At 58.1% G+C, this 24,148-nt stretch carries 22 protein-coding genes and 1 pseudogene; 12 read left to right on the top strand and 11 right to left on the bottom strand.

Annotation, left to right across the window (positions count from 1 at the left end; translation table 11 throughout):
- Positions 1–6: 6 nt before the first annotated feature.
- The 4 genes and pseudogenes from V0R60_RS06500 to V0R60_RS06485 all read left to right on the top strand — a co-directional run bounded on the left by V0R60_RS06500 (position 7) and on the right by V0R60_RS06485 (position 5,101).
- Positions 7–930, top strand: coding sequence for a peptidylprolyl isomerase (locus V0R60_RS06500; protein ID WP_330078933.1), 924 nt, complete (start codon positions 7–9; stop codon positions 928–930).
- Between the two features lie 22 nt (positions 931–952).
- Positions 953–1,945: a GTP 3',8-cyclase MoaA gene (gene moaA, locus V0R60_RS06495; protein WP_136475691.1), complete on the top strand. Its 993-nt coding sequence runs from the start codon at positions 953–955 to the stop codon at positions 1,943–1,945.
- Between the two features lie 253 nt (positions 1,946–2,198).
- A pseudogene (locus V0R60_RS06490) lies at positions 2,199–4,409 on the top strand (ribonucleoside triphosphate reductase).
- A complete protein-coding gene (locus V0R60_RS06485; protein WP_256658346.1) occupies positions 4,406–5,101 on the top strand; it encodes an anaerobic ribonucleoside-triphosphate reductase activating protein in 696 nt (231 codons plus the stop codon). Before V0R60_RS06490 ends, V0R60_RS06485 begins: the two are co-directional and overlap by 4 nt.
- A 3-nt stretch (positions 5,102–5,104) precedes the next feature.
- Here the strand turns inward: V0R60_RS06485 and V0R60_RS06480 are convergent, their stop codons facing one another.
- From V0R60_RS06480 to V0R60_RS06465, 4 genes are read right to left on the bottom strand one after another with little or no spacing between them, the layout of a single operon-like run.
- Positions 5,105–6,484: a 4Fe-4S binding protein gene (locus V0R60_RS06480; protein ID WP_136475694.1), complete on the bottom strand. Its 1,380-nt coding sequence runs from the start codon at positions 6,482–6,484 to the stop codon at positions 5,105–5,107.
- Entirely contained in the window at positions 6,472–7,326 is an 855-nt protein-coding gene (locus V0R60_RS06475; RefSeq protein ID WP_330078934.1) for an FTR1 family iron permease, read from the bottom strand. The genes V0R60_RS06480 and V0R60_RS06475 overlap by 13 nt, the downstream gene beginning before the upstream one ends.
- 20 nt (positions 7,327–7,346) lie before the next feature.
- Complete coding sequence (locus tag V0R60_RS06470; protein WP_136475696.1) at positions 7,347–7,721, bottom strand: cupredoxin domain-containing protein; 375 nt, start codon at positions 7,719–7,721, stop codon at positions 7,347–7,349.
- Entirely contained in the window at positions 7,722–8,252 is a 531-nt protein-coding gene (locus V0R60_RS06465) for an iron transporter (protein ID WP_136475697.1), read from the bottom strand.
- Between the two features lie 176 nt (positions 8,253–8,428).
- Between V0R60_RS06465 and V0R60_RS06460 the strand changes: the two genes are divergently transcribed.
- Positions 8,429–8,665 (top strand): DUF3079 domain-containing protein, encoded by a 237-nt coding sequence (locus V0R60_RS06460; RefSeq protein ID WP_136475698.1) that lies wholly within the window; start codon positions 8,429–8,431, stop codon positions 8,663–8,665.
- Between the two features lie 37 nt (positions 8,666–8,702).
- On the opposite strand, the gene V0R60_RS06455 is transcribed toward V0R60_RS06460, so the two are convergent.
- From V0R60_RS06455 to V0R60_RS06445, 3 genes are all read right to left on the bottom strand, one after another.
- Positions 8,703–8,951, bottom strand: a complete 249-nt coding sequence (locus tag V0R60_RS06455) for a hypothetical protein (protein WP_136475699.1) — start codon at positions 8,949–8,951, stop codon at positions 8,703–8,705.
- A gap of 134 nt (positions 8,952–9,085) precedes the next feature.
- A complete protein-coding gene (locus tag V0R60_RS06450) occupies positions 9,086–10,129 on the bottom strand; it encodes an LLM class flavin-dependent oxidoreductase (RefSeq protein WP_330078935.1) in 1,044 nt (347 codons plus the stop codon).
- Positions 10,130–10,219: 90 nt separating this feature from the next.
- Positions 10,220–10,705 carry a flavin reductase family protein gene (locus V0R60_RS06445; protein ID WP_136475701.1) on the bottom strand — a complete coding sequence of 162 codons (486 nt, stop codon included), beginning with the start codon at positions 10,703–10,705 and terminating at the stop codon, positions 10,220–10,222.
- Between the two features lie 324 nt (positions 10,706–11,029).
- Between V0R60_RS06445 and V0R60_RS06440 the strand changes: the two genes are divergently transcribed.
- Positions 11,030–12,436: a purine-cytosine permease family protein gene (locus tag V0R60_RS06440; protein ID WP_136475702.1), complete on the top strand. Its 1,407-nt coding sequence runs from the start codon at positions 11,030–11,032 to the stop codon at positions 12,434–12,436.
- Positions 12,437–12,541: 105 nt separating this feature from the next.
- Here V0R60_RS06440 and gloA read toward each other — a convergent pair whose 3' ends face one another.
- Both gloA and V0R60_RS06430 read right to left on the bottom strand, forming a co-directional pair.
- Positions 12,542–13,063, bottom strand: coding sequence for a lactoylglutathione lyase (gloA, locus tag V0R60_RS06435; RefSeq protein WP_136475703.1), 522 nt, complete (start codon positions 13,061–13,063; stop codon positions 12,542–12,544).
- A 218-nt stretch (positions 13,064–13,281) separates the two neighbouring features.
- On the bottom strand, positions 13,282–13,641 hold the full coding sequence (locus tag V0R60_RS06430) for a histone-like nucleoid-structuring protein, MvaT/MvaU family (protein ID WP_136475704.1): 360 nt from the start codon (positions 13,639–13,641) through the stop codon (positions 13,282–13,284).
- Between the two features lie 363 nt (positions 13,642–14,004).
- Between V0R60_RS06430 and V0R60_RS06425 the strand changes: the two genes are divergently transcribed.
- A complete protein-coding gene (locus V0R60_RS06425; RefSeq protein WP_330078936.1) occupies positions 14,005–15,294 on the top strand; it encodes an OprD family porin in 1,290 nt (429 codons plus the stop codon).
- A gap of 68 nt (positions 15,295–15,362) precedes the next feature.
- Entirely contained in the window at positions 15,363–16,112 is a 750-nt protein-coding gene (cobF, locus tag V0R60_RS06420) for a precorrin-6A synthase (deacetylating) (protein ID WP_136475706.1), read from the top strand.
- On the opposite strand, the gene V0R60_RS06415 is transcribed toward cobF, so the two are convergent.
- On the bottom strand, positions 16,078–17,397 hold the full coding sequence (locus V0R60_RS06415) for a glycosyltransferase (RefSeq protein ID WP_330078937.1): 1,320 nt from the start codon (positions 17,395–17,397) through the stop codon (positions 16,078–16,080). The two genes, cobF and V0R60_RS06415, sit on opposite strands and share 35 nt — an antisense overlap.
- 32 nt (positions 17,398–17,429) lie before the next feature.
- Complete coding sequence (locus V0R60_RS06410; RefSeq protein WP_330078938.1) at positions 17,430–17,813, bottom strand: response regulator; 384 nt, start codon at positions 17,811–17,813, stop codon at positions 17,430–17,432.
- A 249-nt stretch (positions 17,814–18,062) separates the two neighbouring features.
- On the opposite strand from V0R60_RS06410, the gene V0R60_RS06405 reads away from it, so the two are divergent.
- The 4 genes from V0R60_RS06405 to V0R60_RS06390 are packed head-to-tail and all read left to right on the top strand — an operon-like array spanning position 18,063 to position 24,131.
- Positions 18,063–21,563, top strand: a complete 3,501-nt coding sequence (locus V0R60_RS06405) for a response regulator (RefSeq protein ID WP_330078939.1) — start codon at positions 18,063–18,065, stop codon at positions 21,561–21,563.
- Positions 21,560–22,381, top strand: a complete 822-nt coding sequence (locus tag V0R60_RS06400; RefSeq protein WP_136475710.1) for a CheR family methyltransferase — start codon at positions 21,560–21,562, stop codon at positions 22,379–22,381. Before V0R60_RS06405 ends, V0R60_RS06400 begins: the two co-directional genes overlap by 4 nt.
- Entirely contained in the window at positions 22,378–22,953 is a 576-nt protein-coding gene (locus V0R60_RS06395) for a chemotaxis protein CheB (RefSeq protein ID WP_136475711.1), read from the top strand. The genes V0R60_RS06400 and V0R60_RS06395 overlap by 4 nt, the downstream gene beginning before the upstream one ends.
- On the top strand, positions 22,947–24,131 hold the full coding sequence (locus tag V0R60_RS06390) for a hybrid sensor histidine kinase/response regulator (protein WP_136475712.1): 1,185 nt from the start codon (positions 22,947–22,949) through the stop codon (positions 24,129–24,131). Before V0R60_RS06395 ends, V0R60_RS06390 begins: the two co-directional genes overlap by 7 nt.
- Positions 24,132–24,148: the final 17 nt, after the last annotated feature.

Raw genomic sequence — 24,148 nt, 5'->3', positions numbered from 1 at the left:
ACAGTCATGTCAAGCGGATGTGGATGTGGCGGCGGTAGTGGCGGTGGCGGTGGTTGTGCCTCTTCATCGGTGCAAGAACCGGTGCCGAGCGTGGAACCGGTGGTGGTTGAGGCCGAGGCCCCGGCCCAACTGATCGCCAGCAGCGAGCAGGAATGGCCGATCATCAGCGTCAATGAGGTGCCGATCAGTGCCCAGGCTATGGCCCAGGAACTGCAGTATCACCCGGCGGCCGACCGCGAGGAAGCGGTGTTCATGGCCGCCCGCGCACTGGTGATCCGCGAGCTGTTGCAACAGCGGATCGCCGAGCTGGGTTTGACTTTGCAGGTTGGCCCTGGCGATAACGAAGAAGAGGCGGCCACGCGTTTGCTGTTGGAGCGCGAGGTGCAGGTGCCTGAGTGTGACGAGGCGACCTGTCAGCGTTACTACGAAAGCAACCGTGGGCGCTTCCACAGCGCACCGTTGCTGGCGGTTCGGCACATTCTGCTGGAATGTGCGCCGGACGATGCCGAGGGACGCAGCGAGGCACTGGCTCAGGCTGAAATCCTTCAGCAACGCCTGGCGCAGTTTCCCGAGCAGTTTGGTGAACTCGCACTGAAGTACTCTGCCTGCCCGTCGAAGGCGCAGGGGGGGGAACTGGGGCAGATCAGCAAGGGTCAGACCGTGCCTGAACTGGAACGCCAGTTGTTCACCCTGGCTCAGGGGCTGGCTGACAAGCCGTTGGAAAGTCGTTATGGCTGGCACGTGCTCAGCGTCGACCAGCGTATCGAAGGACAGCAGTTGCCCTATGAGGCGGTAGCAACAGCCATCCGTACTCAGTTGCAACAAGGCGTCTGGCAAAAAGCGGTGGTGCAATACCTGCAAACGCTGATCGGTGCTGCGGACATCCGCGGTATTCAGCTGCAGGGTGCCGATTCGCCGCTGGTGCAGTAACCGGTTCGACAAGGGGAATGTGATGAGCACTGTGATGCAGGATGGATTCGGGCGGCAGATCGATTATTTGCGGATGTCGGTGACCGATCGTTGTGATTTTCGCTGTGTGTACTGCATGGCCAAGAACATGACTTTCTTGCCGCGTCAGCAGGTGTTGACCCTGGAGGAATTGCAGCGTCTGGCAACGCTGTTTGTCGGCCAGGGGGTTCGCAAGATTCGCCTGACCGGGGGGGAGCCGTTGATTCGTCCGGGTATCGTCGATCTGTGCCGTCACATTGCCGCCTTGCCGGGTTTGCGTGAGTTGGTGATGACCAGCAATGGTTCACAGTTGCAGCGTTTGTCCCGGCCGTTGGTCGAGGCCGGGGTCAAGCGCATGAATATCAGTCTCGACAGTCTGGATGCCGAGCGGTTTCGGGCGATTACCCGTAACGGTGATCTTGATCAGGTGCTGCGTGGTATCGAGACTGCCAGTCGCGCCGGGTTCGAACGGGTCAAGCTCAATTGCGTGGTGATGAAGGGGCGCAATTTCGATGAGGTGCTGCCGTTGGTGCAGTTCGCCATTGATCAGGGTATCGATATTACCTTTATCGAAGAGATGCCTTTGGGCGAGGTGGGTCGTTCACGGGGTGAGTCGTTCTGCTCCAGTGAGGAGGTTCGCGGGCTGGTTGCCAGTCGTTATGCCTTGCTCGACAGTGCCGAGAACAGTGGTGGGCCGGCACGTTATGTGCGGTTGGTTGAACATTCTGATACGCGTATCGGCTTCATTTCGCCTAACAGCCATAATTTCTGCGCCAGTTGCAATCGGGTGCGGATGACGGTGGAGGGGCGGTTGTTGTTGTGCCTGGGCCAGGAGGATTCGTTGGATCTGCGAGGGTTGTTGCGGCGCTATCCATTGGATGATCAGCCGATTGTCAGTGCGGTGCAGCAGGCGTTGCGGGGGAAGCCGTTGCGCCACGACTTCAATCCTGATGGAGAGGTACAGATTTTGCGGTTCATGAATATGAGTGGCGGGTGAGGGCGTGCGCTTGGCCGGGGTGAAGGACCTGCCCCACCAGGGGCCCTGCGCTGCGCTTCGGGTCCCCTCGCTGCAGATTGAGATCAAGAGCACAACTGACTGTGCTCTTTTTTTTTGTGTGCGTGGGGAATGGTTTTTTGCTTTCCCCTGGTCTTGACGTCGGTCAATTTTGCGCGATGCGTTTGCACGTAATCTCCACTGCATATTGTGTTTTTGGGTTTATAAACATCTATATGTAGTGTTTGGAGGGTAAATGCACAGCACGCTGATCAGGGTGGGGAATAACCAGCTGTATAAGCGCGACGGCAGTTTGGTCGCTTTTGATGCCGATAAGATTCGTCAGGCTCTGATTGCTGCCGGGAAGGCTACCGGTGAGTACGCTGAGGTTGAGGTTGATGGGTTGTTGGCGGCGGTGCTGGCGCAACTTGAAAATTTTGCGCAGTTGCATGTAGAGCAAGTACAGGATCGGGTCGAGCGGGTGTTGATGGACGCCGGTTATTTTCTGTCGTTGCGCGCGTACATCGTTTATCGCGAACAGCACGGGCGTTTGCGTCGTGATCGCAAGACGCTGGTCGAAGTCGCAACATCGATGAACGAGTACCTCAACCGCGAGGACTGGCGGGTGCAGGCCAATGCCAATCAGGGCTATTCCCTTGGCGGGCTGGTACTTAATGTGTCCGGCAAGGTCACGGCCAATTACTGGCTCGATGAGGTCTACAGCGAAGCCATCGGCCGCGCGCACCGTGAAGCCGACTTGCATGTGCACGACCTGGATATGCTCGCCGGTTATTGCGCGGGCTGGTCGCTGCGTACGCTGTTGCACGAAGGCCTCAATGGTGTGCCCGGGCGCGTCGAGGCTGGTCCGCCCAAGCACTTGAGCAGCGCCCTGGGGCAGATGGTCAATTTTCTCGGTACCTTGCAGAACGAGTGGGCCGGGGCGCAGGCGTTCAGTTCCTTCGATACTTACCTGGCACCCTACGTGCGCAAGGATCGACTCGGCTACGAAGAGATCCGCCAGGCCATTCAGGAGTTCATCTACAACCTCAACGTGCCATCGCGTTGGGGCACGCAAACACCGTTTACCAACCTGACGTTCGACTGGGTTTGCCCGGAAGATTTGCGCGAGCAGATTCCGGTGATTGGCGGTGAGGAAATGCCGTTCGCCTACGGTGAGCTACAAGCCGAAATGGACCTGCTCAACCGCGCCTATATCGAAGTGATGCAGGCCGGTGATGCCAAGGGTCGGGTGTTCACCTTTCCTATTCCGACTTACAACATTACCCATGATTTTCCCTGGGACAGCGAGAACGCCGAGCGCTTGTTCGAGATGACTGCGCGCTACGGTTTGCCATATTTCCAGAACTTCCTCAATTCCGACATGCTGCCAAACCAGGTGCGTTCGATGTGCTGCCGCCTGCAACTGGATGTGCGCGAGTTGCTCAAGCGCGGTGGGGGGTTGTTCGGGTCGGCGGAGCAGACCGGTTCGTTGGGGGTGGTGACGATAAATTGCGCGCGTCTGGGCTACTTGTTCAAGGGTGATATCAAGGGGCTGCTGGAGCGTCTCGATACCTTGATGGAATTGGCCATGGAAAGCCTGGAGGTCAAGCGCAAGGTGATCCAGCACCACATGGACGCAGGTCTATACCCCTATACCAAGCGTTACCTGGGCACGTTGCGCAATCACTTCTCTACCATCGGCGTTAACGGCCTGCACGAAATGCTGCGCAACTACAGCGATGACCAGATGGGCCTGCATACCGAGCAAGGTCGGCGATTTGCCCTGAATCTGCTGGACCATGTGCGCGCTACCCTCGTGCGGTTCCAGGAGGAGAGTGGCCACCTTTACAACCTTGAAGCGACCCCGGCTGAAGGCACGACCTACCGCTTCGCCAAAGAAGACTTCAAGCGTTTTCCCGGCATTCTCCAGGCCGGCAGCCCACAGGCGCCGTACTACACCAACTCCTCGCAACTGCCGGTGGGCTATACCGACGATCCGTTCGAGGCGCTTGAATTGCAGGACGAGTTGCAGTGCAAGTACACCGGCGGCACGGTGCTGCACTTGTACATGGCCGAACGTATTTCATCAGCCCAGGCCTGCAAGCAATTGGTTCGCAATGCACTGGGACGCTTCCGCTTGCCGTACCTGACCATTACCCCGACGTTCTCCATCTGCCCGGTGCATGGCTACCTTGATGGCGAACACGAATTTTGCCCCAAGTGTGACGAGGCACTGTTGCTCGCGCAGCAGGACGGCACTGTTCACTGATCCGATCAATTCAACGCAAGGAGCTTCACCATGACTGCACTGCAAACCCTACCTGTGGCACAACGTCAACGCTGCGAAGTCTGGACCCGCGTGATGGGCTATCACCGCCCGGTGTCGGCCTTCAATCCAGGTAAACAGTCCGAGCATCGCGAACGCCAGCACTTTACCGAGTGCTCGGCATCGGCCGGGCGTCAATGACCCGAGCGTTACGGGTCGGGGGCATGGTGCCCCTGACCACCCTCGATTATCCGGGCAAGTTGTCCTGCGTCTTGTTCTGCCAGGGTTGCGCCTGGCGTTGTCGTTACTGCCATAATCCTCAACTGATTGGGCCGCGTGGCGCCGAGGAAGTCCCTTGGCACCAGGTATTGGCGTTCTTGCAGCGCCGCCAGGGCCTGCTTGATGCGGTGGTCTTCAGTGGTGGCGAGGCAACGTTGCAGGACAGCCTGCCGGAGGCAATGGCGCAGGTGCGGCACATGGGCTTTGGGGTTGGCCTGCACAGTGCAGGTATCAAGCCGCAGGCCTTTGCCCGGGCGCTGTCGGGGGCCGATTGGGTTGGCTTCGACGTCAAGGCGCTGGCCGAAGAGTGCGCATTGATAACCCGAGTGCGCGGCAGTGGTGTGGCCAACTGGCGCAGCCTGGATATGCTCCTGGACAGTGGCGTGGATTACGAATGCCGGACTACGGTGCATTGGGATCTGATCGATCCGGCTCGGTTGTTGACCCTGGCCCAGCGCTTGAAAGAGCGTGGGGTAGAACACTTCGTCGTTCAGCAGGTACGCACCGCGCAGATGCTCGATATGAGCCTGCCGAAGGTATCCATGCACGCCGCATTACCTGCGTTATGGGACACCCTCGGCGAGTTGTTTGCGCAGTTCGAGGTGCGCGGCTAAGGCTTAGAGCCAACCCCAGAATTGCAGCCACCAGCCATAACCGACGACGCTAATGGCTGCCAGTAAACAGGCGCCTGCTACACCGCGTCGGAACAGGGAGGTTTTCTGGCCTGCCAGAAGCTTCCCTCCCAACCAGGCACTCCAGAGCATGGCCGCAATCAACAGCGCGGCCCTGGCAGGTTGCACCCACTCCAGCAACAAGCCTTCATAGCGCAGCAGCTTTACCGTGGTTGCCGACAGGCCGAGAAACAGCCCGGCGCCGCCGAGCGGCGTGAGTGCCAGGCTCAGGGGGCCAAACATTTCAGCTTGGCCGACAAGTCGGGCCGCCAGGCGCAGCAAGAGCCATAGGCCCGTGCCCAGTATCAGCGCACTGGCGCTCAGGTACAGCAGAATGCTGAAGCCATCGAGCCAACTGAAGCTGTCGTTGAGTTGTGGGTAATGGGTCAGCAGCCACCAAGGCGCGTTGTCGTGCAGGGGCCAGAGAATATCGTGCTCCACCAGCCACTGCGCCAGGTATTGCTTGAGCGCGATGAACCACGGGCTGACGGTCCACTGGAATGCACCCATGGCCAGGCCAATGACGCCGAACAGCAACAAGCGGCTGTCCCAGGGAGACGGCGTGTGTGTGATGGAATGAAGAATTTCTTCGTTGCTGGAGCGGGCAATCAGTTGCACCGCACCGCGTTGCCCGCTGCATCGGCCGCAGGCGTGGCAGTCGCTGGCGCCCTGCATCCGGCGAATATCCAGGAGCGGGGCACAGTTGGGCGGGGGCAGGCGTGCGGCGGTGTTCTCCTTCCAGCGTTGTTCATCGACGTGAAAGTGTACGGGCGCCAGGCGGGCGAGCAGGGCAAAGACACCACTGACCGGGCACAAGTAGCGGCACCACACCCGTTTGCCGCGTGCAAACAGCAAGCCGACGACAACGGCGGCTACGGTCGATCCTCCGAGTATCAGCAGGGCCGCCTGGGCGTAGTCGTAAACGCTGATGAGTTGGCCATACACGGTGGTCAGGCAGAAGGCCAGGGCGGGCCAACCGCCCCAGCGCACCCAGCGGGGTACACCCATGCCCTTGCCATACTGGCTGGCCCATTCGCTCAAGGAACCTTCCGGGCACAGCACGCCGCACCACAGGCGTCCGAAGAGCACAATCGACAGCAGCACGAATGGCCACCAGATGCCCCAGAACAGGAACTGGGCGAACAGGGTGAGGTTGTCGAGCATTCGTGCCTGGCTATCAGGCAAGGGCAGCAGCGCTGGTAGCACCAGCAGCAGCGCGTAGAACAGCACCACCGCCCATTGCATGACCCGAATCAGCCCGGCATGCCGACGCATGCCATCACCCAGTTGTTGCAACAAGCGATTGCGCAAACTCAGGCTGGACATGGGCTGGCGCCTGTTCTGCGCTGTACCAGCCAGCAACCTACACACAGCCAATAACCTGCCATTACCAGCAAGGTCAGGGCGCTCGGGCTTGCGCGGTAGCCGGCAAAGCCTGCGAGAAATGCGCCAAAGCCTTGGCTATCGCTAAGAAACCTACTGGTGTCCCAAAGCGCATCGCCAACCAGGGCGTAAGCCATTTCGGGTAAATCCATGGCCAGCAATTGACCGCTGATGCGCTCGACTGCACTGACCAGCAAAGCTGCAGCGAGCAACAGCAATACAGCCTCGCTCAAGGCAAAGAAGCGCCGCCAGGAAATGATCCTGCGACTGCTGTGCAACAACACGATGGTCAACCCCGACAGCACCAGTCCGGCAACACCGCCGAGGGCAAATTGGTCCAATTGTGCGCCTTGCAGGCGGGCGGCGGCACCGTAGAGAAAGACCACCGTCTCACTGCCTTCGCGGCTCACTGCCAGCATCGCGAGCAGCAATAGTCCGATACCGCCCTGGCGGGCCAGTTGCTGGTCGGCATGCCGTCGCAGGTTGTCGTTGAGGGAGTGCGCATTGCGGCGCATCCAGGCGACCATTTGTACCATCAGCACGCTGGCAACCAGCGCCAGGCCGGCCTGGAACCACTCACTGGCGGCGCCGCTCATGGCATCACCGGCGAACAGGATCAACAGCGCCAGCATGCCCGAGAGCAGCAGGCCCAGCGCGACTCCGGTCCAGAGAAACTTGAGCAGACGCTGGCCGCGTTCCTGCTGGCTGACCCAGGCCTGAAGGATGCCGATCACCAGCAGCGCCTCCACGCTTTCGCGCCAGACAATAAACAGTGCTTGATTCATGATGACTCCCTGCACCCAGGCTATTGCGCCTGGATTGCGCCCTCGGGCAGTTGCGGATTGAATTCATCGAAGAAGGGGTAGCGGCCGGGCCTCAACGGGTGAATGACGACAAAAGTCGTCACCCCAGGCGAGAGAACTTTCTCTACCCGTAAGGGCGTGCTTTCAAATTCGGCCGGACCTTCACCCTGGTTTTTCAGGATGATCTTGAATCGCTGTCCGGCCGGTACTTCCAGCACCGCAGGGGTGAAGTAGCCGTCTCGCAATATCAGCTCATAGGTAGGCAGCGGCGCCGCTGCCAGCGAAGTGGTCGCACCGGCCAGAATCAAGCAGGCTAGGCGTCGGTGTACGCGGGCCAGCCTACTGGGTGCAGGGTGGTCTGAGGATAGGGTGTTCATTCAATAGCCACCTTTCTTGCCTATGCCGGCGTAGACAAAGGTGTAGTGCAGCTCACAGCGCTCGAACCACGGCTCGACTCCGGTTTCCTTGTCGGTATGACGACCGAGCGAGCCGTGGCCGCTGGGCGGTAACACGGTAAAGGTCAGTTCGTACTTGCCTGGACCCTGTAGTTTGACGTTGTCGCCGTAGTGCGGGCCGTCATTGGCGACCATGGCATGGAAATCACCGCTGATGGGGGTATCGCTGCCTTGCTTTTTCAAGCTGAAGGAGACGTTCAGGTAAGGCACGAAACTGCCTTCCTGAAAGCCTTGGCGGTTATCGGCGGTGGCGCGGATGTCGGCTTCCAGGTGCACATCGGATTCGGCGGTAGGGCGCATCATGCCCGCCGGGGCCATTTCGATAGGCTGCAGATACACCGCGCCGACCTCCAGGCCTGGGCACATTTGTGGTTCCCCGATTGGGTATTCCTTGGCCTGGGCCAGTGGGGCGATCAGAAGCAAGGCGAGTGACAGCGAGAAAGGGGTGCGCATGACGACTTCCTGGGTACTGATAAAAGAGGAAGCCAGTCTAGGAAGCTTGCACGTGAATAATAATGATTATTATCAATTTTCCGCGAAATGGCTGATCAAACTTGATCTACATCAAGGGCAAAACTGCCGCGCAGCCCTAACGTAGAAGCTCGCCCATCGCCTGTCTGGGGAATCACATGGCTAAGCCCTTTCCTGTCAGTCCGAAGCATCCCGAACGGATCTGTTGGGGATGTGATCGTTACTGCGCAGCCAACGCCCTGGCCTGCGGCAACGGCGCCGATCGGACCATGCATCCGGTAGAGATGTTTGGCGAAGACTGGAACGAGCAGGGTGATTTTGGCTTGGGCTTGCCTGGCAGTGACAGCGATGCTGTGCAATCGCCAGGCAAACCGGTGGTGCTGCAGGGGCATTGATGGCTGGGGTGACATACTGCTAGCCCGTAAATGGTGCTCAGAACACCTGCTGACGTCTGTCCAACTGCTGATCAACCAACCACTTGCCATGGGCAAGTGAGGCGTGTTGAGCGTTTTCCAGGTCTGCCAGATAGGCCATTTTTATCGGAAGCGGCAGACGCCGACTGGTATGGCCTTCAGGGTCGGTAATCAGGCAGCCGCCAGCGAAGGGCGTAGGAATGCCTTCGTGGGTTTCGACACTGGCGGTAATGGTGTGATTGCGGTGCACGCATTGAAGGGTTTTCATCGTCCTGACCTCGCTGCTGGGTATCGATAGCTCGTCGTGATTAAACGCTCCTCGTTCAAGATGCAGGCTAGGCTGCTCTTTCGGGTATACCACAGTAGCGGCCCAGCATGATCTGGGCCGACGAACGTAAGGCTTCAGCGAAAAGCCGGTACCACTTCGTTGATGAACAGCGCCAGGGACTTTTTCTTCTCGGCATGCGGCAGGCTGTTGTCGCACCAGAAACTGAACTCATCCACGCCCAGCTCCTGGTAGTAGCGGATGCGCGCAATAATTTCCTCAGGCGTGCCGATCATGGTGTTCTTGCGGATGTTTTCCAGCTCGAACTCCGGACGCTCCTTGAATTTCTCCTCAGGGCTCGGCGCCAGGAAGCCATTGACCGGCACCTGCTTATTGCCAAACCAGGCATCGAAGGTACGGTAGAAACGGGAAATTGCCTGGGCGCCGACTTTCCAGCCATCGCTATCGTCCGCACTGTGGACGTGAGTGTGACGCAGCACCATCAGTTGCGGGCGCGGGACATCGGGATTATTGGCCAGTGCGGCTTCAAATTTGTTTTTCAGGTCCAGTACTTCTTCGTCACCCTTCATCAACGGGGTGACCATCACATTGCAGCCGTTCTTGACCGCAAAGTTGTGCGAGTCCGGGTCGCGGGCGGCAATCCACATCGGTGGCATGGGTTTCTGGATCGGCTTGGGCACACAGGTGGAGGTCGGGAACTTCCAGATGTCACCGTCGTGGGCATAGTCCCCCTGCCACAAGGCACGCACCACCGGCACCATTTCGCGCAGCGCTTGCCCACCCTCGGAGGCCGGCATACCGGCGGCCATGCGATCGAACTCGAACTGATAGGCGCCGCGTGCCAGACCCACTTCCATGCGACCGTTGCTGATCACATCCAGCAGGGCGCATTCGCCGGCCACCCGCAGGGGGTGCCAGAACGGCGCGATGATCGTTCCCGCGCCCAGGTGAATCGTGGTTGTACGCGCTGCCAGGTAGGACAGCAGCGGCATCGGGCTTGGCGAGATAGTGTATTCCATGGCGTGGTGTTCGCCGATCCACACGGTACTGAAACCGCCGTCTTCGGCCATCAGGGTCAGTTCGGTCAGGTCTTCGAACAGCTGGCGATGGCTGACCTGTTCATCCCAACGTTCCATGTGTACGAACAACGAAAATTTCATGACGCATTCCTCGGATCTTGTTGTAGGTCGCCTGTCGGATCAGGCGGCATGACTCTCGACCTGCGCCTGGCGCCTGTCGTAAGAATAGTGTCAGGCAAACGCGGGCAGCGCCGCCATCTTGCCGCGGCAGTACACCAGGGGGCTGGGTGCCCGTTCGGGAACGATGAGGTTCTTGACCGCGCCTACCATGATGGCGTGATCACCACCTTCATATTCGCGCCATAGTTCGCATTCGATGATTGCCGTGGCGTTTGCCAGCAGGGGGTTGCCCAGCGCACTGAGGGTCCATTCGATACCTTCGGCTTTATCTTTGCCCTTGCGCGCGAAGGCATAGGCTTCGGCTTGTTGGGCGCCCGAGAGCAGATGAATGGCAAAGCGCTTGTTGCGGATCAGCACCGGGTAGGAGTCGGAACTGTAGTTGGGGCAGAACAGCACCAGTGGTGGATCCATGGACAGCGAACTGAAGGCGCTTGCAGTTAGACCGACGATTTGGCCGTCGTTATCCAGGGTGGTGATGACGGTGACGCCGGAGGGAAAGGAGCCCAGGACGTTTTTATAGACAGTTGCGTCGATCATGGTGTGTTCCTCGGAGTGCGGCGTCGGGCCGCTGTTCTTGTCTTGTGTGTCTGATGGTATACCGTAATATCTAGATTGCAAGGGGAATTTTTGCGCGGTGCATCCACCCGATGAATGGGTTAAACCGCCGAATTTGCTGGGCTAAACGCTATATGGGGCAGTTTTTAGCTAGCAGGAAAGCAGATCAGTTGCAGGTAAAAGAAGCGGCTCAGTCTTGTGCAAATGTTGGAATACCATAATATGGTCTTCAGCTGAGAGGCCGCTTCGAGCACTCCGCGCGGTTTCCTACAAAGATAAAAACAGAACCTTTCGAGCCTATTGCCCATGTCCCAGCCGTCTTCGCAACACCAGTTGATCGAAAACCATACGGTCGATTACGTACCGCCTGCCGAACGCCATGGGAAGGCGCGAGACTTGTTCACCTTGTGGTTCAGCACCAACATCGCGCCTCTGCCAATTGTCACCGGTGCCATGGTGGTACAGGTGTTCCACCTGAATCTGTTCTGGGGAATGCTGGCGATTGCCCTCGGGCACTTGCTTGGAGGCGTGGTGATTGCCCTGGCATCGGCACAGGGGCCGCAAATGGGCATTCCGCAGATGGTCCAGAGCCGCGGCCAGTTCGGTCGCTACGGTGCACTGTTGATTGTGTTCTTTGCCGCGATCATCTACGTCGGCTTCTTCATTTCCAACATCGTCCTGGCCGGCAAGTCGATCCACGGCATTGCGCCGAGTGTGCCGATGCCGGCGGCGATCATCCTCGGCGCCTTGAGCGCCACGGCAATCGGCGTGATCGGTTATCGCTTCATCCACACCCTCAACCGCATCGGTACCTGGGTGATGGGTAGTGCATTGCTGGCGGGATTTGTGATGATGTTCGCCCAGGAGCTGCCTGCTGACTTCTACACCCGCGGCGGATTCAACCTGTCCGGTTGGATTGCCACCCTGTCATTGGGGGTTATCTGGCAGATCAGCTTTTCGCCTTACGTTTCCGACTACTCGCGCTATCTGCCTCGGGAAGTCGGGATTGCCCGGCCATTCTGGGCGACTTACTTTGGCGCTACGCTGGGGACCATCCTGTCATTCAGCTTTGGCGCTGTAGCGGTGCTGGCGGTACCGGAAGGTACTGAGGCAATGGTTGCGGTCGAGCAGGCCACCGGTTGGCTGGGGCCGGTGTTGATGGTGTTGTTCTTGCTCAACATCATCAGTCATAACGCCCTGAATCTTTATGGTGCTGTGCTTTCGATCGTTACCTCGATCCAGACCTTTGCCAGCGCCTGGACACCCAGTATCAACGTGCGGGTCGTGTTGGCCAGTGTGATTCTGCTCGGCTGCTGCCTGGTGGCCTTGAGCGCCTCGGCAGACTTCATTTCCCACTTCATCGGCCTGATTCTGGCGTTGCTGCTGGTGCTCGTGCCGTGGGCGTCGATCAACCTGATCGATTTTTACCTGATCAAACGTGGTTGCTACGACATTGCCTCGATATTCAGTGCTGATGGCGGCATCTATGGGCGTTTCAATGCCCACGCGATCATCGCTTACGCGTGCGGCATTCTTGTGCAGTTGCCGTTTGCCAACACTTCCTTGTATGTGGGGCCTTACGCCAATCTTGTCGACGGGGCGGACCTGTCCTGGCTGGTAGGATTGTTGGTGACGTGTCCGCTGTATTATTGCCTGGCCACCCGCGAGCAGACGCGGGGCCTCAGTGGCCTTTGGACGGGCAGCGGTCGGTAGTGGGGTGGATGTAGGCAAGAAGTGCAAGGAGGGCGGCTTTGCAGCCAATCGCGGAGCAAGCTGCTCCGCGATCGACTCCGCACCGGCTAACCACTGATCAGTGGTTTAGAACTCGGTAGGCTGGATGATCTCGACCCAGTAGTCGTCCGGGTCCTTGATGAACGCCAGGTGCTTCATACGACCGTCGCTCAAGCGCTTCTGGAAGGTGACGCCCAGTTGCTCGAAGCGCTCGCAGGCTGCGCGGATGTCCGGCACTGAGATACAGATATGGCCAAAGCCACGTGGATCGGTGTTGCCGTTGTGGTAGGCAAAATCAGGATCGTTTTCGCTACCGTGGTTATGGGTCAGCTCAAGGATGCCCGGGATCGACTTCATCCACTCTGTGCGCTTGCCAGCATCGGCAGGGATCTGTGCCTTATCGACCAGGGCGAGGAAGTACAGGCTGAACTCGGCTTCAGGGAAGTCACGTTTTTCCACCAGGCTGAAACCCAGGACGCGTGTGTAGAAGTCCAGGGATTTGGCAACGTCCTTGACGCGCAGCATGGTGTGGTTGAAAACGAAATTCTGGGTCGCGGCATCCGGTTGCGCGGTAACACCCGCAAGGGTGTCGAGATGGTTCAGGCTCATGGGCACTCCGCTTGAAGAGGCTGGCAGCGTTTGTGCCAGCAAAACAGTCAGGGCCACATGATACGGAAGTGAAGCGATTGCGCAAACCAATTGCGCCCCGCCTTCAGGGGGGCGGGGCGCAAGAATTAGAAGCCCGCCGAGGCGGGCGTATGGGGCGCTAGTCCGTTAGCAGTCTTCATCCTGAGTCAATGGATGTGAAAAAAGTGTGAAGGACGCTTTCACGAACGCAACCAACTGTCGACGGTCTGCGCGCCGTACTGTTCCTTCCACGCTTTGAGGCCGCGGTGGTTACCACCTTTGGTTTCGATCAGTTCGCCGGTGTGCGGGTTTTCGTACACTTTAACCACCCGCGCACGACGTGTTCTAGGAGCGACTACCGCACTTTTTGCCCCAGCCTTTGGGTCTAGAATGGAAATGATGTCGCGCAGGTTTTTACCGTAGCTACCCATCAGGTCGACAAGTTTGCGCTCAAACTCGATTTCGCGTTTGAGGCCAGCATCCTTTTTCAGTGCTTCCAGTTGCGCCATCTGTTCTTTTAGCGCTTTTTCGGCTGCACGGAACTCTGCAAGTCTGGACACAATCATTACTCCTTTATGTCTGCAGTGGCGCGGCATGGGCAAAATCAAGAAATAATCTTAATGAGGCCGCCTGCACTGGGGTGGGGAATCATCACACTAATAATGAGTGTAGTAGTCCCTTGGCGGCGGGTAAACAAGGGAAATATTCTGAAGCCGGCGTGGAACTTTCTTACTTGTGTGCACGGTAATACCAAATAACTAGTCAATTGCCTCTCGCTGACTTGGACAAAGGTCCAATGGCGCGTGCTAGAGCGGTTTGAGATTATTCGTGATTGGCCTCGACCTGTAAGGCAGCGGATCTAGTACTGCTGCCCACAAGGCCTGCAGTTGATTTGTCATCCATTCTTTCGGATTTTGCATTCCATGTTTGCCCCCTTTCCCCTAGCACCCGGACGCGGCCTTGCTGGCCTGCTCGCAATGTTGACTGCCGCTTCCACTCAGGCAGCCGGCTTTCTTGAAGACAGCAGTGCCAAAATCGAAGCGCGCAATGTCTATTTCAATCGAGACTTTCGCGATGGACATGTCAGTTCCAGCCAGGGCGCCTCGAAACGCGAAGAGTGGGCGCAGGGATTTATTCTTAATGTGCAGTCCGGTTATACCCAGGGACCTGTGGGCTTCGGTGTCGATGCCCTGGGGATGCTGGGGATCAAACTCGACTCCAGTCCGGCTGACAGCAACAGTGGCTTGATGCCGTCCAGCGGCAATGACCCGCGCGGGTCGGTGGACCAATACGCCAAACTCGGTGTCGCCGGCAAAATGCGCTATTCCAGGACGGTGCTCAAATACGGCTCGATGCTGCCCGACATGCCGCTGCTCAAGTACAACGATGGCCGCTTGCTGCCAACCATGTTCCAGGGCGCGATGCTCACCTCCGAGGAAATCAACAATCTCAAGTTCAGTGTCGCGCGCCTGGACAAGTACACCGCACGGGACTCAACCGACCGCCAGGACATTCGTGTCCACTGCAAGAACAAGCGTTATGCCTGTAACACCAGCGCTGATCATTTCGATATGGCCGGCGTCGAGTACACCTTCAACGAACGGTTAAGCGCGCAGTATCAGGTTGCCAAACTGGAAAACATCTACCGCCAGCATTTTCTGGGTGTGCTCGCCAGTCAGCCATTGAGCGTCGGTACGGTGTCGGCCGATATGCGCCTGATCAAAAGTGATGACATTGGCAATGCCCGCGCAGGAGAGATCGAACATCGCGCCTTCAGCGGCATGCTTGGCTACAGCCTGGGTGGGCACAAGATCAGCGCCGGCTGGCAGCGCATGTATGGCGAAAATGCCATGCCTTATCTTGATGGCAGCAACCCTTACCTGGTCAACTATGCCCAGGTCAACGACTTTGCCGCTGCCCAGGAACGCTCCTGGCAGTTGCGTTATGACTATGACTTCAAGGCCATCGGTGTGCCGGGCTTGAGCTTCCTGACCCGTTACATCAACGGTGATCATATCAAGGTGCCGGGCAGCCAGGCCGAGGGCAAGGAGTGGGAGCGCGACAGCGAACTCAAGTATCAAGTGCAAAGCGGCACCTTCAAGGATGTCAGCGTTCGCCTGCGCAACTCCACCTATCGCAGTAACTATGAGAAGTGGGCCCGGGATATGGATGAAACGCGGGTCATCGTCAGCTACAACTTCTCCATCTGGTAAGCGGCGCATTGCCACTGCCTCTCGGTCAGTCGACAATGGCGATTGGCCGAGCCGTGGAAGGCATTGTAATGAAAACGCTGCTGTTGATTGGAATCGGGCCGGGCAATCCGCGCCAGATAACCCTGGAAGCTATCGACGCACTGAACCGGGCGCAGGTGTTTTTCGTGCTCGACAAGGGCCAGGTGAAAGACGAGTTGCTGCAAATGCGCAAGGAGATCCTTGAACGCTACGTGGAGCATGCGGATTATCGTCTGGTGCAAGTCGAGGATCCCCAGCGCGATGGCAGCGCCAGCGACTACGTCGGTGCCGTGCAGGACTGGCACCACAAGCGCGCCGCGCTTTATGCGCAGTTGATCGACAACGAGCTGGCCGAGAGTGAGTGCGGGGCATTCCTGCTTTGGGGCGAACCGACGCTGTATGACAGTACGCTGCGCATTCTTGACCTGGTACAGGAGCGCGGCGTCGACATCGAACTGCATGTCATCCCCGGTATCAGTAGTGTGCAGGCCCTGGCCGCAGCCCATCGAATTGCCCTAAATCGTATTGGCGAGCCGCTGACCGTACTGCCTGGCCGGCGTCTTGCCGAACAGGCGCAGATCGACAACCTGGTGGTGATGCTCGATGGTCAATGCGCATTCGCCGCATTGGATGATCCGCACGTGCTTATCTATTGGGGCGCTTACCTCGGAACGGACGACCAGATGTTGATCTCTGGGCCGTTGCGCGAGGTTCGCGAGCAGATTCTTGCGCAGCGCGAGCAGGCGCGCGCGCGCAAGGGTTGGATCATGGACACTTATCTGCTGCGTCGACCGCTGTAGCAAGACGGTTCTTCGCCTCGATCCATTGCGCCATGTACTGGGTACTTTTGTGCTGGTGGTGACGCAGCATGGCGCCGGTGAAGTTGAACAAGCGGTGCTGGTCCAGATCGTCCAGGGCGTATTCGATACGTTCGACCAGGGCGGTGCTGTGCTGGCGGCGATCATAACGAGCCTTGAGCAGTTGCAGCCCCTGTTGCTGTGCCTGTTGCCAGCGGGCTTCGTCGTTGTAAAGTTGCACGGCGGCTTCGGCCAGGCCTTCGCCGGTGCCGGCCACGGCACCTGGCCAGGGCAGGGCGCCGTGCATGGCTTCGGCGCCGATGGGGGTGGTCACGCTGGGCGTGCCGCAGAGCATGGCGTCAGTCAGTTTACCTTTGATGCCGGCACCAAAGCGCAGCGGCGCCAGGCAGATACGCGCATTGCCCATTACTTCCAGGGCGTCTTCGGCCCAGTTCATGATGTGAAAACCTTCGCCAGGTTTGTGCAGCGCTGTGGCTTTGGGCGGCGTGTAGGCGCCGTAGATGCGCAATTGCGCCTTGGGCAGGTGGCGGCGGATGATCGGCCACAGGGTATTCTTCATCCACAGTACGGCATCCCAGTTAGGGGCGTGGCGGAAGTTGCCAATGGTGAGGAAGTCGGCACGCTCGGCATAAGGTTTGAAGGGTTCGCTGGGCACATCGACCATAAGCGGACACCAGTGCAAGAGATGCTCGGGAACACCAAAGCCATTGATGAGCAGGTCGATTTCGACATCGGAGATCATCAGGCTCAAGTCGCTACGGTAGATGGCCGCCAGTTCCCGCAGTGTCAGGTCAGCGCCAGCCATCTGTCGATACAGGTCGGGGCCGGAGGTGGCGAACAGTTCGCGAAAGTCGTTGGGGTCCAGCCCTTCGATCAGACGGCGGCGCAACAGTTGCTGGCGGGCATCGCGCAGACTTTGCAGATCTGAGGTTTCCAGCACGCGCAAGGCATTGGGGCAGTGCTTTTCCACACGCCAGCCGAATTGCTCTTCCATCATGAAACGATCGAACAGCACGACATCCGGGGCCAGCTCACTGACGAAATGGTCGAAACTGCTGTCGTTGAGGGTGATGTTCTGCTCGGCGATACCCAGCTCGACAAGGTTCGCCTTGTGCTCGCCGATTACTGCCGGGCTGCTGAACGTCACCTGCCAGCCACGCTGCACAAAACTTTCGAGGATTTGCATCATGTGCCCGCCGGCAGCCGAAGAGCGCGGTTCGGGCCAGACGTAGCCGATGACCAGGACGTTGAGCGTGGGCTTGAGCATGAGCGAGGGTAGCCTTGGAAAAAGCACCCATACTACAACGAATTGTCGGTTTCCACGGCCGCCAGGATATGTTTTACCTTGTCACGCAACGTATCGATGCCGAAGGGTTTGCTGATCATGTACATGCCATTCGGTATCTCGCTGGAATCCCCTAGGCCGCTGGCGAAAAGAATGGGCAGTAGGGGCCTGGCTTCTCGCGCCTTGCTCGCCAGTTCATTGCCGCTCATGCCTGGCAGGCCGATGTCAGTCATCATCAGGGCCAGTGCCTGGTTTGGGTCCTGAAGAATTTTCAGGGCCGCTTCACCATCCTGGGCGACGATGACGGTGTAATCCAGAGCCTCCAGCACATCGGCGATCAACGCGCGCACGGTTGGATCATCCTCTACAACCAGCAGGGGTGGGGCAGATGGGGGCATGAGCAAGGTCCTGTATAAGTGTCTGTTTCTATTCTGTAAGCCGAGCGCGGAGATAAGTTCCCGGTTTTTTGTGCAGAATAGCGATTTGCGCAAAAAACAGGGAACGATTGCTGCAGAGCACTCTCAAATGCTGGCTAAATGCCCTGTCGAAAACGACAAAGCTGTTTAGACTTGGTGGGGAAAGTAGACTATTTACTCGGATAATCCGCCGTACTCTTTCGTTTGATTCACTTGCTTGGGCACTTTCAGATGATTCAGCCAGCCTCGATAGATCAGCAAAGCTTTCGTAAGCTGCTGAGCCGTAACATCGGTCTACCGTTGGGGGTCGGTTTGCTCAGCGCTGTAGTGTTTGTGGTAGTGATCAGCTATCTGCTATCGGCCATCCAGTGGCTGCAGCATTCCGACCGGGTGATCAACAACACCAACGAGACGGTAAAGCTTTCTATTGATATGGAAACCGGTATGCGCGGGTTCCTGATCACCGGGGATGAACAGTTTCTTGCCCCCTACGAGCTGGCCAAGCCGCAAGTGTTGTCGGCGCTCAAGGACTTGCAGCAACTGGTCAAGGACAACCCGCAGCAAGTAGACCGTCTGGGCCGACTCATCGGCCTGCAACAGGAGTGGAACGCCTTCGGCAGCGAGATGATCGACCTGCGACGCAATGCCGGGGACTACAGTCAGCCGATTCGCAGTGGCCGTGGCAAACGCATCACCGACGAGATGCGCCAGGAATTTGATTCGTTCATCGACATGGAGCAGCAACTACGGGCGGCGCGTAGTGATCAAGTCAGCACCGTTACCGTGGTGGCCATTTCGGTGTACCTGGTGTTCATTATTCTGCTAAGTGCCTTGCTGGCGTTCTTGGGGCGGCGGGACTTGATGGCGCTGTCGTCGAGCTACACCAGCAACCTGCAAGCCCAACAACGCGCCACCCAGCGTCTGGAGCAGCAAGCATGGATGCGTACCGGCCAGACGAAGCTGGCCGAGCAGGTATTGGGTCAATTGACGTTGCCGATGCTGGGTAACAATATCCTGCGTTTTTTTGCCAATTACGTCGGTTGTGTCGTGGCTGCGCTGTATGTGCGGGACGAGCATGGCGGCCTACGACGCGTTGCCGGTTACGGTTTGTCGGGTGAACAACAGGCCCGGGAACAGGTGGTCGGTTCTCATGAAGGCTTGTTGGCGCAAGCAGTAAACCAGGGGCAGCTGTTGCGCCTTGATGAAGTACCCGACGACTACTTCAAGGTCAGCTCCGGCCTGGGTGAAGGTTTACCACGTAGCGTCGTGCTGGTGCCCGCCAGCAACGATGGCCAGGTCAACGGTGTTGTTGAACTTGGCTTCTTGCGCACGCTGACTGACCGCGATATCGAGCTGTTCGAACTGGTTGCCGACAATCTTGGCACCTCCATCGAGAGCGCTCGCTACCGCCAGCGTCTACAGGAGGTGTTGGCGGAAACCCAGCAGCTCAACGAAGAGCTGCAGGTGCAGCAGGAAGAGCTGAAAACCGCCAACGAAGAGCTTGAGGAACAGTCGCGGGTGCTCAAGGAATCCCAGGCGCACCTTGAGACTCAGCAGGCGGAACTGGAGCAGACCAACGAACAATTGGCCGAGCGTACTGATGCGCTGGCTGAACAGCGCGATGCCCTGAACCGCAAGAACGGCGAGCTGAATCAGGCCCAGGCCGAATTGCAGACCCGCGCCGAAGCGTTGCAGCGCTCCAGCAAGTACAAGTCGGAATTCCTTGCCAACATGTCCCACGAGCTGCGCACACCGCTCAACAGCTCGCTGATTCTGGCCAAGTTGTTGGCAGAGAATCCCCAGGAAAACCTCAGTGAAGATCAAGTCAAGTTCGCCGAGTCGATCTACTCGGCTGGCAACGATCTACTCAATTTGATCAACGATATTCTCGACATTGCCAAGGTCGAGGCGGGCAAGCTTGAAGTGCGTCCGGAAACCACCCATGTAACGCGCCTGACCGAAGGCCTGCAAGCGATGTTCGAGCCGCTGGCCAAGGACAAACAGTTGAGTTTCAGCGTGGTCGTTGAGCCTGAAGTACCCGCTACGTTGTACACCGATCGCCAGCGTCTGGAGCAGATCCTCAAGAATCTGCTGTCCAATGCCGTGAAATTCACCGACGCCGGGCAAGTCAGCCTTAATGTCGGCTGGCAGGCCGATATGGGGGTAGTGTTCTCGGTACGTGACAGCGGCATCGGTATCGCCGCCGATCAGCAGCAAAGTATTTTCGAAGCGTTCCACCAGGCCGATGGCACAACCAATCGACGATATGGCGGCACCGGGCTTGGCTTGTCTATTTCGCGCGACCTCGCTGAGTTGCTCGGCGGCCAGATTACGGTGGCCAGCGATCTGGGCAAGGGCAGCGTATTCAGTCTGATCCTGCCGCTGCGTTATGAACCTGGGGTTATCCAGGCGCCAGCAGCGATAATCAACCCGCCCGTTACAGTGGCTGCCCAGCCTGTAGCCGCGCCGCAAGCAGCACTTGATGCTGTTGTGGTTCCCCGCAGCACATTAGCCTTTGCCGATGATCGTGAGTTGGCACCGTTCAGCAATCGTTGCATTCTGGTCGTCGAGGACGAGCCGAATTTCGCCCGTATTCTTTTCGATCTGGCTCATGAGCTTGGGTACAGCTGTCTGGTTGCACAGGCCGCCGACGAGGGCTATGAGCTGGCCGCAGGGTTCATTCCGGACGCCATTCTGCTCGACATGCGCCTGCCGGATCACTCTGGCTTGACCGTGTTGCAACGACTCAAGGAGCAGGCCAGTACCCGTCATATTCCGGTGCACATCATTTCCGTCGAAGACCGCGTGGAAGCCGCCATGCACATGGGCGCTGTCGGCTACGCGGTCAAACCGGCCAGCCGCGAAGAGCTCAAGGCGGTGTTCGCGCGCCTGGAAGACAAACTGACGCAAAAGCTCAAGCACATTCTGCTGGTAGAAGACGATGATCTGCAGCGCGAGAGCATCGCCCGCTTGATCGGTGACGATGACATTGAAATAACCGCTGTCGGTATGGCGCAGGAAGCGCTGGACTTACTGCGCGAGAATATCTATGACTGCATGATCATCGATCTGAAGTTGCCCGACATGCTCGGCAATGAACTGCTCAAGCGCATGTCGGACGAGGATATCCGTTCGTTCCCGCCTGTGATCGTCTATACCGGGCGCAACCTGACGCGTGACGAAGAGGCTGATCTGCTCAAGTACTCACGCTCGATCATCATCAAGGGCGCACGTTCTCCAGAACGCCTGCTCGATGAAGTGACACTGTTCCTGCACAAAGTCGAATCGACACTGTCCCATGAACGGCAACGCATGTTGAAGACCGCGCGCAGCCGCGACAAGGTCTTCGAAGGGCGCAAATTGCTGTTGGTGGACGATGATGTGCGCAACATTTTTGCTTTGACCAGTGCGCTTGAGCATAAGGGGGCGATCGTCGAAATCGCCCGCAACGGACGCGAGGCTATCGAGCAACTGGAGCTAAACAGCGATATCGATCTGGTACTGATGGATGTGATGATGCCAGAGATGGATGGCTACGAAGCGACCCGTTTGATCCGTCAGCAGCCGCGCTGGCGCAAGCTGCCGATTATCGCCGTGACTGCCAAGGCCATGAAAGATGATCAGCATCGATGCCTGGAAGCCGGTGCCAATGATTATTTGGCCAAGCCGATCGATCTGGATCGCCTGTTCTCGTTGATTCGTGTATGGCTGCCACAACTGGAGCGAATTTGAGCATCGAACGTAATACCGACATAGAAATACGGCTGTTGATCGAGGCGATCTACCTCAAGTACAGCTATGACTTTCGCGATTACTCCGGCGCTTCGATCAAGCGCCGGATCCAGCATGCGTTGCGCCAGTTTGACTGCAAGACGGTCTCCGCGCTGCAGGAGCGGGTACTGCATGACCCTGGCATGTTCATGCAGCTGCTGCAGTTTCTCACCATTCCAGTCAGCGAGATGTTTCGCGACCCGGAACACTTTCTGGCCCTGCGCCAGGAGGTGGTACCGCTACTGCGTACCTGGCCTTCGCTGAAAATCTGGATCGCGGGCTGCAGCACGGGCGAGGAAGTCTACTCAATGGCCATTCTGCTGCGTGAGGAAGGCCTGCTCGACCGCACCATCATCTACGCCACCGATATCAACCCCAGCTCCCTGGAGAAAGCCAAGCAGGGTATCTATTCGGTGCAGAACATGCGCGAGTATGCCCAGAACTATCGCAAGGCCGGAGGCCGTCGGGACTTCAGCGATTACTACACCTGCGCCTATGGCAACGCCATTGTCGACAGCAGCCTGCGTGACAACGTGACCTTTGCCGACCATAGCCTTGCTACCGACAGCGTTTTTTCCGAAACCCAGTTGGTTTCCTGCCGTAACGTACTGATTTATTTCAATAAGACGCTGCAGGACCGAGCATTCGGGCTATTTCATGAGTCGCTTTGTCATCGCGGCTTCCTGGTATTGGGCAGTAAGGAAACCTTGGACTTTTCCTCCTACGCTGATCAGTTCCAGGCCTTTGTTAAACCAGAACGGATCTACCGCAAGTCATGAAAGACATACAGGCGATTGTCGTCGGTGCCTCGGCCGGAGGTGTCAGTGCCTTGTTGAGTCTGTTCCATGCCTTGCCGAAGGATTTTTCCATCCCGATTGTGTGCGTGCTGCACCTGCCGGATGACCGTCACAGCCAGTTGGCGCAGGTGTTCAAGCGCAGGCTCGGGCGCGAGGTGTGCGAGGCCCAGGATAAACAGACAATAGCCGCGGGCACGATTTACTTTGCCGGTCCCGGTTATCACCTGTCGTTGGAGCAGGACCTCAGCTTTTCCTTGAGTCAGGAAGAACGGGTGCACTTTTCCCGGCCTTCAATCGATATTTTGTTTGAGTCGGCTGCTGATGCCTATGGGCCGACGTTGGTGGGCGTGTTGCTGACGGGGGCCAATGAAGACGGCGCCCGTGGTCTTGCATACATCAAGCAGTTGGGCGGCTACACCTTTGTCCAGGATCCGAGCGAAGCTCATGTTGCGACAATGCCCGAAGCGGCATTGGCTTTGCACCGACCTGACTACACACTGCCGTTGAGCGGCATCGGGCAATTGCTCGCCAAGTTGGAACCCCCCAAATGCTAAGCCACATCCAAGCCAAACTGCTGATTGTCGATGACCTGCCAGAAAACCTGCTGGCACTGGATGCGCTGGTCAAGGGCGACGACCGGGATGTCTACCAGGCCCAGTCTGCTGACCAGGCGCTTTCATTGTTGCTTGAGCACGAGTTCGCCCTGGCCATTCTCGATGTGCAGATGCCGGGGATGAATGGATTCGAGCTGGCCGAGTTGATGCGCGGTACAGAGAAAACCAAGAACATCCCCATCGTTTTTGTCAGCGCTGCTGGGCGTGAAATGAACTATGCCTTCAAGGGCTACGAAAGCGGAGCAGTGGACTTTCTGCACAAGCCACTGGATAACCAGGCGGTGAAAAGCAAGGTGGCAGTGTTCGTCGATCTGTTCCGCCAGCGCAAGGCGCTGGGCCAGCAGTTGGAGGCTATCGAGCGCAGCCGTGCAGAGCAGGAGCAATTGCTGACGCAACTGCAAGCGGCACGCACGGAGCTGGAACACGCCGTGCGCATGCGCGACGACTTCATGTCGATTGTGTCCCACGAGTTGCGCACCCCACTGAACGGTCTGATTCTGGAAACCCAACTGCGCAAGCTGCATTTGGCGCGCGACAATGCCGACGCTTTTGCCCTGGACAAGATGCGCGCGATGGTCGATCGCGATGAGCGTCAGATCAACAGCTTGATCCGCTTGATCGAAGATATGCTCGATGTGTCCCGGATTCGCACTGGCAAACTGTCCATCCGGCCCAGCCAATTTGACCTTACGCGCCTGGTCGGTGGCTTGATCGAGAACTTTGCCGCTCAGGCCGCAGCAGCGCAATCAACCATAGAACTGAAAATCGATGCGCCGCTAGTCGGAGTCTGGGATGAGTTTCGCATTGAGCAGGTGATTGCCAATCTGTTGACCAACGCCCTGCGCTACGGCGCCAAGCATCCTGTCACTGTGCGCGCCTTCGAGCAGCAACAGTGGGCGTGCATCGAGGTGAGCGACCAGGGCATCGGGATCAGTGAGGAAAACCAGCAGCGGATTTTCCAGCAGTTCGAGCGTGTTGACTCAAATCAGGGCAGTGCGGGCTTGGGTTTGGGTTTGTACATTTCCGAGCAGATTGTGCTGGCTCATGGCGGCCGCCTCGAGGTACGAAGCGCCGAGGGGCAGGGGGCGACTTTTACGCTGCGCCTGCCGCTGGCCTGAACGCGGCGCAGCGTTTG

It is taken from the genome of Pseudomonas auratipiscis, assembly GCF_036324085.1.
GTDB lineage: Bacteria > Pseudomonadota > Gammaproteobacteria > Pseudomonadales > Pseudomonadaceae > Aquipseudomonas > Aquipseudomonas auratipiscis.
This window is presented reverse-complemented; position numbering and strand designations above follow the sequence as displayed.

Excerpts from the sequence above, each read along its gene's own strand:
- V0R60_RS06500 (WP_330078933.1), top strand. The coding sequence starts at position 7 with ATGTCAAGCGGATGTGGATGTGGCGGCGGTAGTGGCGGTGGCGGTGGT.
- moaA (WP_136475691.1), top strand. The coding sequence starts at position 953 with ATGAGCACTGTGATGCAGGATGGATTCGGGCGGCAGATCGATTATTTG.
- V0R60_RS06485 (WP_256658346.1), top strand. The coding sequence starts at position 4,406 with ATGACCCGAGCGTTACGGGTCGGGGGCATGGTGCCCCTGACCACCCTC.
- V0R60_RS06480 (WP_136475694.1), bottom strand. The coding sequence starts at position 6,484 with ATGTCCAGCCTGAGTTTGCGCAATCGCTTGTTGCAACAACTGGGTGAT.
- V0R60_RS06475 (WP_330078934.1), bottom strand. The coding sequence starts at position 7,326 with ATGAATCAAGCACTGTTTATTGTCTGGCGCGAAAGCGTGGAGGCGCTG.
- V0R60_RS06470 (WP_136475696.1), bottom strand. The coding sequence starts at position 7,721 with ATGAACACCCTATCCTCAGACCACCCTGCACCCAGTAGGCTGGCCCGC.
- V0R60_RS06465 (WP_136475697.1), bottom strand. The coding sequence starts at position 8,252 with ATGCGCACCCCTTTCTCGCTGTCACTCGCCTTGCTTCTGATCGCCCCA.
- V0R60_RS06460 (WP_136475698.1), top strand. The coding sequence starts at position 8,429 with ATGGCTAAGCCCTTTCCTGTCAGTCCGAAGCATCCCGAACGGATCTGT.
- V0R60_RS06455 (WP_136475699.1), bottom strand. The coding sequence starts at position 8,951 with ATGAAAACCCTTCAATGCGTGCACCGCAATCACACCATTACCGCCAGT.
- V0R60_RS06450 (WP_330078935.1), bottom strand. The coding sequence starts at position 10,129 with ATGAAATTTTCGTTGTTCGTACACATGGAACGTTGGGATGAACAGGTC.
- V0R60_RS06445 (WP_136475701.1), bottom strand. The coding sequence starts at position 10,705 with ATGATCGACGCAACTGTCTATAAAAACGTCCTGGGCTCCTTTCCCTCC.
- V0R60_RS06440 (WP_136475702.1), top strand. The coding sequence starts at position 11,030 with ATGTCCCAGCCGTCTTCGCAACACCAGTTGATCGAAAACCATACGGTC.
- gloA (WP_136475703.1), bottom strand. The coding sequence starts at position 13,063 with ATGAGCCTGAACCATCTCGACACCCTTGCGGGTGTTACCGCGCAACCG.
- V0R60_RS06425 (WP_330078936.1), top strand. The coding sequence starts at position 14,005 with ATGTTTGCCCCCTTTCCCCTAGCACCCGGACGCGGCCTTGCTGGCCTG.
- cobF (WP_136475706.1), top strand. The coding sequence starts at position 15,363 with ATGAAAACGCTGCTGTTGATTGGAATCGGGCCGGGCAATCCGCGCCAG.
- V0R60_RS06415 (WP_330078937.1), bottom strand. The coding sequence starts at position 17,397 with ATGCTCAAGCCCACGCTCAACGTCCTGGTCATCGGCTACGTCTGGCCC.
- V0R60_RS06410 (WP_330078938.1), bottom strand. The coding sequence starts at position 17,813 with ATGCCCCCATCTGCCCCACCCCTGCTGGTTGTAGAGGATGATCCAACC.
- V0R60_RS06405 (WP_330078939.1), top strand. The coding sequence starts at position 18,063 with ATGATTCAGCCAGCCTCGATAGATCAGCAAAGCTTTCGTAAGCTGCTG.
- V0R60_RS06395 (WP_136475711.1), top strand. The coding sequence starts at position 22,378 with ATGAAAGACATACAGGCGATTGTCGTCGGTGCCTCGGCCGGAGGTGTC.
- V0R60_RS06390 (WP_136475712.1), top strand. The coding sequence starts at position 22,947 with ATGCTAAGCCACATCCAAGCCAAACTGCTGATTGTCGATGACCTGCCA.